Origin of the sequence: Metabacillus endolithicus, from assembly GCF_023078335.1 — a bacterium.
GTDB classification, from domain to species: Bacteria; Bacillota; Bacilli; order Bacillales; family Bacillaceae; genus Metabacillus; species Metabacillus endolithicus.
The window spans coordinates 621,387-633,982 of record NZ_CP095550.1; the positions used below are offsets into that span (position 1 = coordinate 621,387).

General features: G+C 33.1%; 18 protein-coding genes and 1 pseudogene. 7 read left to right on the forward strand and 12 right to left on the reverse strand.

The features are described from left to right. Positions 1–14: 14 nt before the first annotated feature. Positions 15–614: an NAD(P)H:quinone oxidoreductase gene (wrbA, locus tag MVE64_RS03360; RefSeq protein ID WP_247343780.1), complete on the reverse strand. Its 600-nt coding sequence runs from the start codon at positions 612–614 to the stop codon at positions 15–17. Positions 615–782: 168 nt separating this feature from the next. Beyond that, on the reverse strand, positions 783–2,171 hold the full coding sequence (locus tag MVE64_RS03365) for a S41 family peptidase (RefSeq protein WP_247343783.1): 1,389 nt from the start codon (positions 2,169–2,171) through the stop codon (positions 783–785). Between the two features lie 405 nt (positions 2,172–2,576). Between MVE64_RS03365 and MVE64_RS03370 the strand changes: the two genes are divergently transcribed. The 4 genes and pseudogenes from MVE64_RS03370 (at position 2,577) to MVE64_RS03385 (ending at position 3,956) form a co-directional block, all read left to right on the forward strand. Beyond that, positions 2,577–2,849, forward strand: coding sequence for a hypothetical protein (locus MVE64_RS03370; RefSeq protein ID WP_247343786.1), 273 nt, complete (start codon positions 2,577–2,579; stop codon positions 2,847–2,849). A gap of 175 nt (positions 2,850–3,024) precedes the next feature. Then, positions 3,025–3,275, forward strand: a pseudogene (locus tag MVE64_RS28060) (class I SAM-dependent methyltransferase); the annotation flags it as partial. Positions 3,276–3,278: 3 nt separating this feature from the next. Beyond that, complete coding sequence (locus MVE64_RS03380; RefSeq protein ID WP_247343791.1) at positions 3,279–3,614, forward strand: hypothetical protein; 336 nt, start codon at positions 3,279–3,281, stop codon at positions 3,612–3,614. 84 nt (positions 3,615–3,698) lie between these two features. Continuing rightward, positions 3,699–3,956: a hypothetical protein gene (locus MVE64_RS03385; RefSeq protein WP_247343794.1), complete on the forward strand. Its 258-nt coding sequence runs from the start codon at positions 3,699–3,701 to the stop codon at positions 3,954–3,956. Between the two features lie 43 nt (positions 3,957–3,999). Here MVE64_RS03385 and MVE64_RS03390 read toward each other — a convergent pair whose 3' ends face one another. The 3 genes from MVE64_RS03390 to deoD form a co-directional block, all read right to left on the reverse strand. After that, positions 4,000–4,518: a mismatch-specific DNA-glycosylase gene (locus tag MVE64_RS03390; protein ID WP_247343796.1), complete on the reverse strand. Its 519-nt coding sequence runs from the start codon at positions 4,516–4,518 to the stop codon at positions 4,000–4,002. Between the two features lie 11 nt (positions 4,519–4,529). Continuing rightward, complete coding sequence (locus MVE64_RS03395) at positions 4,530–5,312, reverse strand: M15 family metallopeptidase (protein ID WP_247343799.1); 783 nt, start codon at positions 5,310–5,312, stop codon at positions 4,530–4,532. A gap of 214 nt (positions 5,313–5,526) precedes the next feature. Next, a complete protein-coding gene (gene deoD / locus MVE64_RS03400) occupies positions 5,527–6,237 on the reverse strand; it encodes a purine-nucleoside phosphorylase (RefSeq protein WP_247343802.1) in 711 nt (236 codons plus the stop codon). A gap of 197 nt (positions 6,238–6,434) precedes the next feature. Here deoD and MVE64_RS03405 point away from each other — a divergent pair, with 197 nt between their 5' ends. Continuing rightward, a complete protein-coding gene (locus tag MVE64_RS03405) occupies positions 6,435–6,572 on the forward strand; it encodes a hypothetical protein (RefSeq protein WP_176551226.1) in 138 nt (45 codons plus the stop codon). A 14-nt stretch (positions 6,573–6,586) separates the two neighbouring features. Next, complete coding sequence (locus MVE64_RS03410) at positions 6,587–6,727, forward strand: hypothetical protein (protein WP_247343805.1); 141 nt, start codon at positions 6,587–6,589, stop codon at positions 6,725–6,727. Positions 6,728–6,764: 37 nt separating this feature from the next. Here the strand turns inward: MVE64_RS03410 and MVE64_RS03415 are convergent, their stop codons facing one another. The 7 genes from MVE64_RS03415 to MVE64_RS03445 all read right to left on the reverse strand — a co-directional run bounded on the left by MVE64_RS03415 (position 6,765) and on the right by MVE64_RS03445 (position 11,595). Then, complete coding sequence (locus MVE64_RS03415) at positions 6,765–7,076, reverse strand: YodL domain-containing protein (RefSeq protein ID WP_098799438.1); 312 nt, start codon at positions 7,074–7,076, stop codon at positions 6,765–6,767. 67 nt (positions 7,077–7,143) lie between these two features. Beyond that, the gene (locus tag MVE64_RS03420; RefSeq protein WP_247343808.1) at positions 7,144–7,770 is read right to left on the reverse strand and encodes a phosphatase PAP2 family protein; all 627 of its coding nucleotides are present in this window, start codon (positions 7,768–7,770) and stop codon (positions 7,144–7,146) included. A gap of 114 nt (positions 7,771–7,884) precedes the next feature. Further along, positions 7,885–8,022 carry a hypothetical protein gene (locus MVE64_RS03425; RefSeq protein ID WP_176551228.1) on the reverse strand — a complete coding sequence of 46 codons (138 nt, stop codon included), beginning with the start codon at positions 8,020–8,022 and terminating at the stop codon, positions 7,885–7,887. 125 nt (positions 8,023–8,147) lie between these two features. Beyond that, positions 8,148–8,288 (reverse strand): hypothetical protein, encoded by a 141-nt coding sequence (locus MVE64_RS03430; RefSeq protein ID WP_176551229.1) that lies wholly within the window; start codon positions 8,286–8,288, stop codon positions 8,148–8,150. Between the two features lie 107 nt (positions 8,289–8,395). Beyond that, on the reverse strand, positions 8,396–9,169 hold the full coding sequence (locus MVE64_RS03435) for a MerR family transcriptional regulator (RefSeq protein WP_247343810.1): 774 nt from the start codon (positions 9,167–9,169) through the stop codon (positions 8,396–8,398). 326 nt (positions 9,170–9,495) lie between these two features. Next, positions 9,496–10,215, reverse strand: coding sequence for a YebC/PmpR family DNA-binding transcriptional regulator (locus tag MVE64_RS03440; protein ID WP_247343812.1), 720 nt, complete (start codon positions 10,213–10,215; stop codon positions 9,496–9,498). Positions 10,216–10,413: 198 nt separating this feature from the next. Further along, positions 10,414–11,595: a CapA family protein gene (locus MVE64_RS03445; RefSeq protein WP_247343814.1), complete on the reverse strand. Its 1,182-nt coding sequence runs from the start codon at positions 11,593–11,595 to the stop codon at positions 10,414–10,416. A 316-nt stretch (positions 11,596–11,911) separates the two neighbouring features. On the opposite strand from MVE64_RS03445, the gene MVE64_RS03450 reads away from it, so the two are divergent. Then, on the forward strand, positions 11,912–12,475 hold the full coding sequence (locus tag MVE64_RS03450; protein WP_247343816.1) for a glutathione peroxidase: 564 nt from the start codon (positions 11,912–11,914) through the stop codon (positions 12,473–12,475). Positions 12,476–12,596: the final 121 nt, after the last annotated feature.

A 12,596-nucleotide genomic window follows, 5' to 3' on the forward strand; every position in this document is an offset into this window, starting at 1 on the left:
ACCCTACATTCTTTTTATTTTAATTTTTCAGCAATTGAAATTGTTCGTTTCGCCTGAAATTTAACGGCTTCTTCCACATCTTCTTTCATATTCCCATCTGAATCAACTGTTACACTCGTGCCATATGGATTCCCTCCAGCAGCAAATGTCACAGGATCAGCGTATCCTGGAGCTGCTACAATTGCTCCCCAATGATACATTGTGGTATATAAACTTAAAATTGTTTGTTCCTGGCCACCATGTAGGTTGTTTGCTGAACTCATCGCACTTACAACTTTATTAACAAGCTTTCCATTAAACCAAAGACCACCTGTTGTGTCGAGGAACTGCTTCATTTGAGCTGGTACATTCCCAAAACGTGTTGGTACACTGAAAATTATTGCATCCGCCCACTCTAGGTCATCAAGTTTTACTTCAGGCACAGCTTTAGTTTCCTCTAAATGACTTTTCCACGCTTGATTCGATTCAATTGCTTCTTTTGGAGCAAGCTCAGGAACTTTTAAAACCTTTACTTCTGCTCCAGTTTCTTTTGCGCCTTGCTCTGCCCATTGTGCTAACTTGTAGTTCGTACCTGTTGAACTGTAATAAATGATTGCTAGTTTAACGCTTGACATTCATCATCTCTCCCTTTTCTTTTAAAAAATAACTTGAGGTATGTATAAAACAACCTTCAGTATAGATATTTCGTTCTTACACATTCTTTACCACTATTTATAAATTGTAATCATGTTTTTGATTAAATAAGAAAAGCAACGCTTCTTTGGGAGCGCTGCTTTCTTATCTTAAAGTTGTTCTTTTAGTACAGAAATTGCTTTTTCAAGTTGAGTGTCGTTATCTTTTATTTTGTTTTGAATTAATTCGATTATTTTTATTGTTGTATCTTTTGTTATTTTTCCGTCAACAGTTAGTCCTTGGTCTTCTTGGAATTGTTTTACGACCTTTTCTGTGTTTTCATCAAAATAACCTTTTTCACTTATGTCGGTATAGCCAAGTGCTTTTAACATTTGTTGTGCTGCGTTCACTTCCGGTGTTGAATCTCCTACTTTTAAAACATTGTCAGGATTAATATAAGGGAGATTAGCATATGCCGGAAGTTCAACTTTTACTGTTGGCTCGATTCCCTTTTCATGAATCCAAGATCCATCAGGTGTCAACCATTTTGCTGTTGTATATTTAACAGAGGAAGTATCATCAAATGCTTTTGCTGTTTGTACAGTTCCCTTGCCAAACGTTTTTTCTCCAACTAAAGGAATTCCAGCAGACTGATGAAGAGCAGCAGCCATAATTTCTCCTGCACTTGCTGTCCCACCATCTATAATAACTGTTACTGGTAAATTAACGACTTTATTATTTTCTGCTTTATACACTTCTTTTGCCCCTGTCCGATCTTCGACTTGTAAAATAATTTCACCTTTATCTACAAACAAATCAGACATCAAAAGAGCTTGGTCCATCAATCCGCCAGGATTTTGACGCAGATCAAGTACTAGACCCTTTACATTTTTACTTTGTAGTTCTTTTAGTGCATTAGAAAGTTCTTCACCTGTTGTTTCCGAGAACTTTGTAATTTGTATTTTACCAATATTATCTTCTATTACCTCATAATAAACAGTTTCTAGTGGAATTGTGTCTCGTGTAATCGTAAATGTTAATTCACCAACACCAGCTCGTTGTACCAAGAGGTTAACTTTTGTTCCTTTTTCCCCTCTTATCTTCAATACCGCTTCATTAACTGAGAGTCCTTCAACTGATTCGTCATTTACTTTAAGAATGACATCTTTAGGTTTTAATCCAACTTCTTCTGCAGGAGATCCTTTTATTGGTGAAACAATCATAATACTTCCATTGCTTTCTTGGATTTCAGCACCAATACCTTCAAACGATGATGAAATGTTTTCACTAAAGCTTTTTGCTTCTTCAACATCCATGTAGACAGAATATGGATCCTCCAGTGAATCAACCATTCCTTTGATGGCACCTTCTACTAACTTAGTCGTGTCAACATCTTTGTAATAATTTGATTGTAAAATATCGTATGTAGACCGCAATTTCGAAAATGGATCATCTGGATTACTTGAAACACTTTCCCGAGGTTGTACAACATTATAGGTAATTCCTGCTGTAATAATTGCTGTCACGATAACTGAAATAAGTAATTTACTATTCTTCACTGCTAATCTGCACCACCTTTATGTATGTACTTATTATGTCTAAGGTACAAGAATACGTCAATTATTTTGAAGGAAAGAAGAATTTCTATTTTGTAGGAACCACTTTCTTCATGCTTAACCCTAGGCTTTTACCTACATTCTGTTCATTCATTTCGTTTACACAAAATTTACAAATTATTTACGTTTATAAATTATTGTCAAGACTAATGCTTGTCATAACATATATTCTCAAATACACCTTTTTAAGCAACAAAGTAAAGTTGCACAGTATAAACTTGTCCTTCATAAAGTTCCTAAAAATCAGTACTTTTAAACATTTTTCTGTGTTCGACAAAAACCACGATACTTTTTTATTAATTTATTGTAAAGTTTATTACACGGATGTAAATGCAAGGAGGTATTCATATGCAATTAGCAGACTACATCGGAAAAACAGATTTTGATTTAATTCATTTTTCTATAACACTAGCAAAGGAAATTGATTGTAAAATAAAAAACAAGGTGTTTTTTTATCAGAATCAAGTTTCCAACTATATAAATGATAAGATTGATCATTTTATCCATACTTTACATGTAAAAAGTGCTCTAGAATTTATTTATAAAGTTGAAATTCTCAAGATGTTAAAACCAAAATTAGACTTATTGTTTGAAAAACATCGTTTATTATCTTGTGTATAATCACCAGTCCATCAGTTTCTGAATACTATTAGGTAGAAACTGAATGGGGGTTTGGTTTGTGAATTATTTACAAATGCTTTCTGTGTTAGGAGTTGGTGGAGCTCATCCGGGTGGCCTATTATTAACAAAGTCTATTTTCGAAAAAGAGCAATTTCCGATAACTTCTAAGATACTTGATGCTGGCTGTGGTACAGGTCAAAGCTCTAGTTATCTTTATCAGTTAGGGTATGAAGTAAAAGGACTAGATAAAGATCCAGTTATGATTGAGCACGCAAAAAAAGAAATGCCACTTTAGAAATAGATATTCCATATCTAAATCAAGATTTATCAAACATAAAAGAACCAAATGAAAGTTATGATATTGTTATGTGCGAATCTGTATTAAACTTCACACCACTAAGCGAAACACTACCCGAAATAGAAAGAGTATTGAAACCAAATGGGATTGTTATTGCAATTGAAATGATCCGAAATGAATTACTTTCAAAAGAAGATTTTGAGGAAGTTTCAACATTCTATGGCTTTCCGTCTATTTTCTCCATTGAAGAATGGAAAGATCAATTTGCTAAACATAATCTAATGACCTATAAGATACTCTCTGAAAAAGACTTTACCTTCCCTTCTCTTGAAGAACCTACTACAGAATTTCACTTTAATGATCAAATTCCGGAAAACACCTTTGACATTCTTTCAATGCATGAGCAAATAACATTAAAATATCAGGATAAACTTTCATACCGAATCTTCTTTTCACGTAAGAAATAAATGAATTTCTCATGGATATAAGTACAATCCCTCCTTGTTCTCAAGACATATCATATTGAGACAACTGATAAAGGAGGGATTTTTTTGTCACAGCATTATTATAATTTATGTTGTCGTTATACTGGAAAAGTTGTGAGAATTAATGATAGAAACGGCCGTGTACACGTAGGAAGGATTCACCGTGTTACACCAAATAGGGTTTTTATCCAACCTATGGTCCGTGGCGGTAGAGGTGGATTTGGATACGGCTACTATGGTGGAGGCTTTGGATGGGGTCCTGCTTATGGAATCGGTATTGGTTTTATTACCGGAATTGCACTAGCTGGACTTTTATGGTGGTAAACCATCTAAAAAAGGGGAGCTGATGCTCTCCTTTTTTAGATGGTTAAAATTTATTAAGGCTATCTAATAAATCCTTAACACCCTTATAGATTATTATGATATCAGAGATTTTCATTCGAACTAAGCCGCTTGATGAGGGTGCGACATAATCTATAACACCTTCAACCATACTCTTATCTTGTTTTCCCCAATCGGCCTTTTTACTTTGAGTGTACTGAAGATACACACCTTTGCCGACAAAAAAAGCAATCTTTGGCTTATAAAATGATATCTTCTCTTTCAGAACTTCTCTTCCTGCTTGATATTCTTCTCTAGTAATTTCATCTGCTGCTCGTGTTGGTCTAGCCACAATATTCGTAAATCCATACCCCATCTTACATAAGGTACTATCTTCTTCAGGGAGGTATAATCGATCTGTTAATCCAGCTTCGTAAAGAATTTTCCAAAAACGGTTATTTTTATTTGCATAATTATGTCCCACTTCACCAGAAACTAAGCTGGGGTTATAGCCTATAAAAAGAATATCTAATCCTTTAGAGATTTTATCTAAATCTTTTTCCATATACTCACCAACTATATTTTTCTTACCTTTTTAAAGTATTCCTCTAATGTTAATTTATTTTCATAGATATATGTTGCCTTTTCCTTGCCAACATATCGAATATGCCATGGTTCATATTGATATTGTGTAACCAGTTCCTTGTTTAGTGGATATCGGATAATAAATCCTGCTCGATGTGCATTATCACGCAACCACTTTCCCTCTTTTGTTTCGCCAAAATCTTGAGTAATCTCTAAATCTACACTTTTGCTTGTAACATCCATGGCTAAACCTGTTTGATGTTCACTTTTCCCAGGCAAAGCAACAGCTGCTAAAGCATGCTCTTCGCCACTTTGCTCTTTTTCCACATTAAAAATTCCTTGTTGCCTTGAATAAGAGCGATAACCAGATACTGCATACAGTTCAATTTGTTCCTCTTTGGCATATTCGAAAAGTTTCTCCAAAGCATCCGCTGCCTCTTTACGTAAATATTTTTTAGGTACATCTTCATCACCAAACGAAAATTCAACATTAGGAACTGTTAAATCATTTGGTTCGTAACCAGCAGGAAGACCATAAGTTTTATTTACTAAAGCAAGAATATTGTCAGGATTTTCTATTTGAATATTACCATCTACTTGTTTAACTTCATTAAAATATTTAGACTCTAATAAAAGTTCATTTGTTTGTACAGAAATACTCTTTGTGTAACTACCATATTGTTCCCCACTAAAGGATAATCCTCCTGAAATAACAGAACAAGCTGTTAGCATAAAAAGAAAAAGAAATGTAAGAGTTAGTTTTAGATAAAACATTTGATCACCCTATCTAATCATTCATTAATAGGCGATTCATCACGTTTTTCTTAATGATGTGATAAAAAGCACTTAATCACATCATTTCCGCATCTCTTATACCTTAAAACACATAAAAAAATTTTATTATCGACAAAAAAACCAAAACTTTTTACTTTATAGGAAAAAGATAAAAAACCGCACAAAATCTAAATGCGGTTTTTATTGCGGAATCTTATATTTCTTTTTTTATTGCAGCATCTAACGCAACAACAATCATATCATTAAAGGTAGTTTGACGTTCCTCAGCAGTTGTTTCTTCTCCAGTTAAGATATGGTCGCTTACTGTTAGAACAGATAATGCTTTACGACCAAATTTTGCTGCTAATGTATACAATGCAGCAGACTCCATTTCTATTGCAAGTATGCCATATCTAGCCCATTTCTCAAGTTCAGCGTTATCATTATAAAACATATCAGCTGTAAAGATGTTTCCAACTTTAAGGTTAAGTCCTTTTTCAAGACCAGTATCATACGCTTTTTTTAGTAGCTCAAAATTAGCAGTCGGCGCATAATCAACTCCACCAAACGTTAAGCGATTCATTTGTGAATCTGTTGAAGCACTCATCGCTAAAATAACATCTCTTACTTTAACATCCTTTTGAATGGCACCACATGTACCTACTCTGATAAGGTTTTGAACACCATAACTGTTCATAAGTTCATTTATGTATATTGAAATAGATGGGACTCCCATCCCTGTCCCTTGTACTGAAATACGCTCTCCTTTATATGTACCAGTAAAACCAAGCATTCCCCTTACTTCATTATAACAAGATACATCTTCAAAAAATGTTTCTGCTATATACTTAGCACGTAGTGGATCACCTGGTAAGAGAACCGTTTCTGCTATTTCATTTTCTTTTGCTCCTATATGTACACTCATTTATAAAACCTCCAATTCTAATAGTACAAAAAGTCAATTTACTATACCATATTACATGAAATTTTTAAAAAATTATAGGAAACATTTATTAACATTACTCTTCCTTCAGCCATTCATACAAAACAAATTTTGTTAGCTTTATCATGAACCGATATGGACATGATATTAAAGTAAACAGTTTAGGGAGGTAATTTCGCATGAAAAAGAAACTTGAACAAGCCGTACAACATGCAAATGAAACAAACCCAGGTTCCCGAAATGGAACTCAACCTCATGAATCCAAGAACGCTAAAAAGAAAAAAACACATGCGACAAATAAATCTAATGAGATTTAAGGAGGAGTATTATCATGGGTAAAAAACATCGAAACAGAAATACACCTAAGAAAAACAATCACATTTCCCCTGAAGTAATCGCAGCTGAGGAAACAGCTCATTCAAAAGAACATACTTCAGATAAACGTAAAAATGGTCCTGGTCATCATATTTAATATAAAAAAGCTGACAGAAATAGGTTTCTGTCAGCTTTTATCTTACATGTATTCGGTTGATAATCTGCCATCCTTGAGGACAGAGCTTGTAATAAGTTTGCCCCTTTTTTCCCTCATCAATTAAAACAATATCACCCGTACTTAAATACCTTGCATCATAATCTGCAGGCATGCGATCCGCCACATTAAAAGTTTGAAATACTTTTTCTAAAACATCCTTGTGGTTATTTCCTTCAAGTATAAGCCGATAAACATCTTTGTACCCTTTTTTCTCTCCAAAACTCGGAGTTTGGAAAATGGTAATATCAAAAGATAAAGTACGTTTTCTTACTAACAAGGAATAGACCATATTTCTCCCCCTCTACGAATCCATTTCATACTATAATAATTAGCTATTAAGAGGGGAATTCCTTTATCTAATACCTTCTATTTTTGTCGATAAATTGATGGATTTTAGCAAATATTGCAGACAAAATAACTAACCAAATAAAACCTGCACTCCAACCTGCTAATACGTCTGTTAGATAATGAACACCTAAATAAATTCTACTAACACCGATTAAAAATACTAGTACAGCTGTTATGATTGCTGCTATTATTCTTTTATTAGGATTCTTTATTATGTAAAATAACAATAAAAAGCTAATAAATCCATAAATGGCCGCTGAATTCATAGCATGTCCACTAGGGAAGCTATAATGAGATGCTTCATAAACAGCATCAAACGATGGTCGTTCCCGCGAGAATAACTCTTTTAATTGATAATTAAGCTGCCTGACACTGTACAGCACCACAAATAAGAAAATGACTCCAACTATTTTTCGCTTAAATAAAAAATAGAGTCCAATAACAAGACATAGTGGTAAATAAAATTTTAAAGATCCCATTTCGGTAATGACCAAAAATACGTCTGTTAAAAATGGTAAACGTAATTTCTCAAAGAAAAGAGTAACACTAACATCTATGTTGTAAAAAAAATCAGTTGAATAAACAGATGCACAGGTTACAAAAATTAAACATGCAGCAATTACAAACCATTTCACACCACTTACCTCCAAATCCTTTTACTTCTTTAAAGCAAAACATTCTATCAAGTAAAAAAGACCGACTATGAACGTATCGGTCTTTTTCTATAATCTATTATAAAAAATAGATGATTATACCTTTTTATGTTTTGATTGTTCGCGGTGACCGGGTGCTGGCTTCTTTTTATAAGCATATTCTTCTGCTGTTTCTGTATCTCTATGAGCCATTATGGCCTTTTGTTCAGGACTATTATGATGTTTTTTAGACAAAACGCTCACCTCACTCAGTAAAGTTAATTGTTAGTTTCTCTATCTTCAATAAAACCATTTACCTGTTAAATAGGTAAACCTCTTACTATAGGCCAAATACTCCCTCCTTTGTATGAGGGGCACTTTTATTGACCATCAGCACCATTTAAGGTTACTCTTCGAACATGGTCATCTTCAAAACCATTTTCTCTTAGTTTCTTCGCCTTATCGTCCACTAACTTCTTTTGATCTACCTCTGATGATGGTGTGTTTTTCTTCTTAGACATGTTATACCTCCAAAAAAGAATGTGTCGCAATCTTAAGTTTAGCTAAAATGGAGATTTTCATTCAGGAGCCACTACTCAATATTTGCAAAATAATATCGTTCATAAACTCATTCTTCAGCTTTGTTTTGGCTTGTATAAATCAAAATTGCATCTCTTAGAAATTCAGCAGTTCCTTTATTTTCTTTATCATAATATGCTGAGAAACGTTCATCTTCAACATACATTTGCGCTAGTCCTGCATGCGCTTCCTTTGTATAGTGATCCCAATACAAACTTAACCATTGGCGATGTAAATCTGCTGTTTTTTGAGCAAGCTCACTCCCGGGGTCACCTGTTTTAAACGCTTCATTAAGAATATTTAAAATATCAGCACCTAATTGTTCAGCTTGTGAATATTGATATTGGGACATGTTTTTTAATTTATTGTTTGATTTGTCAACTGTAGCATTACCATATTTTGATCTAATTTCCTCTCCATATTTTTGTTCATTTTCCTCAATTAATTGATCTTTGAAGCCCTCAAATTTTTCATTGTCACTCATTGTTATTCTCCCTTCCTTTGTAGCAATTGTTTTTGTTACATTTTCAATTAGAACATTTAGTTGTGCTCGTTTAGATAAAAGATTTTCTAAATGTTCTTCAAGGGCAGCTGTTTGATCAAATGATGGAGATGATAAAATTTGCTTAATGCTATCTAAGTCAACACCAAGTTCACGATAAAACATAATTTGCTGCAATTTATTAACTTCATCATGTCCATATATACGATAACCTGATGAATTGATTCTCGCCGGCTTAAGAATTCCAATCTCATCATAGTATCGTAAGGTTCTTGTACTCACACCAGCCAATGTTGCCAGCTTTTTTACTGTGTATTCCATCTTCAGTCCCCCTGATAAAAATCATAAAGCCTTACGTTACGTTAATGTAAATAGCATTTTCAAAGAAACAAATAGGTAAAATGTTCCAAAAAATAGTTGATACCACTATATGGAATTATTTGTAAATGGAAAGTAGATAATAAGATTCAGTCACAATTATATTTCCAATGATTCGATTTCATTTTATTTATCCTATTAGAGCCTTGCTATTATCGGTCTTTTTTGTGGTCATCTTTTTGAAAATATTTCGATATATTTAAGCATTTAAATAGCAATCCAAATAAAGAAAACCTTCGTAATATAAAAACGAAGGTTTGGATTATTACTTATTCACTTAAATCTACATTATGGAAGACTTGTTTTACGTCTTCTAAATCTTCTAACGCGTCAATCATTTTTTCAAATTGAGCTTTTGCATCATCTGACAGTGTTATATCACTTTGCGCAAGCATCGTTAGTTCAGCAACTGTAAAATCAGTTATACCAACACCTTTAAATGCTTCTTGAACTGCATGAAATTGATCAGGCTCTGCATATACGATAACTGAATCATCTTCTTCTAGAATATCTCTTGCATCAACATCTGCTTCCATTAATAGTTCTAAAACCTCATCAGCTGTTTTTCCTTCAACCCCAATAACAGCTGTTGCATCAAACATATAAGCTACAGAACCACTAACACCCATATTTCCACCGTTTTTTCCGAATGCAGCACGAACATCTGAAGCTGTACGGTTCACGTTATTTGTAAGAGCATCAACGATGACCATTGAACCATTTGGTCCAAATCCCTCATATCGAAGCTCATCATAGCTTTCTTCGGTTCCACCTTTTGCTTTTTCGATTGCACGGTCAATTATTGTTTTTGGTACACTATATGTCTTCGCACGCTCAAGAACAACTTTTAATGCTTGGTTAGCTTCTGGATCTGGCTCACCTTGCTTTGCTACCACATATATTTCCCGACCAAACTTTGCATAAATACGACTAGTATTTGCATCTTTAGAAGCTTTCTTTTCCTTAATATTATTCCATTTACGACCCATTAAAAACACTCACTTTCAACGTTAAATCTACTAATAAAAAACTTATATATTGTAATGCTTTAAATATAATCACTAAACTCTATTATACCTTAATTACTCATTTTGTTAAAAGATATTATATTTAGAAAAAGGATAGTAATAAAGCTAATTAGTATAACAAAAAGACAGAAAAGCAACGAAGCTCTCCTGTCTTGGAATTTATTCTGTAACTTCTTCTTCTGTATCATAAACGATCCAGTCAGATCCCTTCACTTGATTGGAATAATGAATGATTTTATCCTTAACTCTCTCATATTCACCCCCACTTAATAAGGTTGGTTGATAATCATTATGAGATGAAACAGATGAAATCGAAAACGGAATAACATTAATTTCTTTTTTGTCACTAAGTTCACCATTTTCTATATGAAACGTTTGCTGAAAAACAAATGTATCCTTGTCAGAAGGGTTTTTATTTCCTCCAAACATAAAGTTACCTAGACTGTAAACAATAAACTTTCCGTTATACTCCTCAATTCCTTGTAAAACATGTGGATGATGACCTAATATTAAGTCTGCTCCAGCATCTATACTAAATCTTGCAAGTGATTTTTGATCCTCATTTGGAACATAGTGTTTCTCATCACCCCAATGAAAGTGGATCAACACAATTTGTACTCCCTGCTCTCTTAAAGACTGTATGTCTTTCTCGATTGTTGAGCGGATTTCTGCGGTATCCTCCCATCCTTCGTAACCCAATGCACCGATTTTAACTTCCTTAATGGTTGTGATAAATTGATTTTCATAACCAAAATAACCAACCTCTTTCTCTTTTAAAGCCTCGATTGTATCTTCATATCCTTTTTGCTTATAATCAAAAATATGATTATTTGCTAAATTGACTGCCTCAATTCCACCAAGTTTTAGTATTTGGGCATATTCAGGATCTCCTTTAAAACGAAATGTTTTCTCAGCTTTTTCTGTTGCATTCGTTAAGGTTGTTTCTAAATTTACAGTAGTAAGGTCATCTTCTTTAAAAACATCATTAAGTCCTTCTAAAAAGTAAGACAGACCATTCATAGAAGCTGTATGAACAAATGAACCATTATACTCAAAATTCTCATCCATACCTAGTGTAAAATCACCAGCAGCACTAATTTTTATTGACGCATCTACATCACTTTGCACTTCCACTAGTTGTTTTTCAGATATAACACTCTCTTTTCTTTCATGCTCAGATGTCGTTACAACTGCTGATTTTTCTGGTTTTAGGAGTGAATATGCAGAACTTACTATTATGATGAAAATAATGCCAAGAAGTATTCTTCTATAAACCTTTTTTAGTCTTCTTCGTTTCCTTCGATTGGTTACCCTTGATAAAGATGCCTTTTTCTCGTCCATTTCTTTTTCCCCTTTTTGCAAAAGTGCTCTACGTAACATACTTTAAAACTTAAACATGTAAATGCAACTAGAAGTTAGAGTTTAAATAAGAATAGTTTAATATACATATAACGATATTTTCTACCTAATTGTTACATTTTTTTAAAACAAATTACCTACACTATTATTCTATCGGTAAATTTTTATATTTTATTAATATGAAAAAAAAGTTAGCGAGTATGAATGAATTTCTTTTAAATGATGAAATTATTCATGTATAATACAATTGAGTCAAATTTCATAGGAAAAAATAACTATTAATCTTGGAGGACTGTTTGTGAGTATATATCATTTTACAGCGAAAGCAATGAATGGAACGGAAAGATCTCTTGAAGACTATAAAGGGAAAGTATTATTAGTTGTTAATACTGCAGGTAGATGTGGATTTACATATCAATATGAAGACTTACAAAAGCTATATAATCGCTATAAAGAAAAAGATTTTGTAATATTAGGATTCCCTTGTAATCAATTTGATAACCAAGAACCTGATTCAAATGAATCTATTCAAGCGAACTGTCTATTAAACTATGGTGTTAGTTTTCCATTATTCCAAAAAATAGATGTAAGAGATGAAAACATTCACCCATTATTCGATTATCTATCACAAAGTAAACCTTTTGAGGGATTCAATCCTTTCCATCCTGTTGCAAAAATACTAATTCCGTTACTAAATGAAAAACACCCAGAATATTTAACAGATAATTACTCAATTAAATGGAATTTCACCAAATTCTTAATTGATCAGGAAGGTAACGTTGTAAAACGTTTTGAATGTACAACAGATCCTATTGACATGGAGCAGGATATAGAAACATTAGTAAATAATGTAACAGCGTAAATACATCCAAAAACTATTGGAACTTTATTCTGTTCCAATAGTTTTCCTTTTCTAACTATGATTTTCTAGAATTTCCTTGAAAATGTTTTTTACTTGATGCAGTTCATTTTCTTCTATGGTA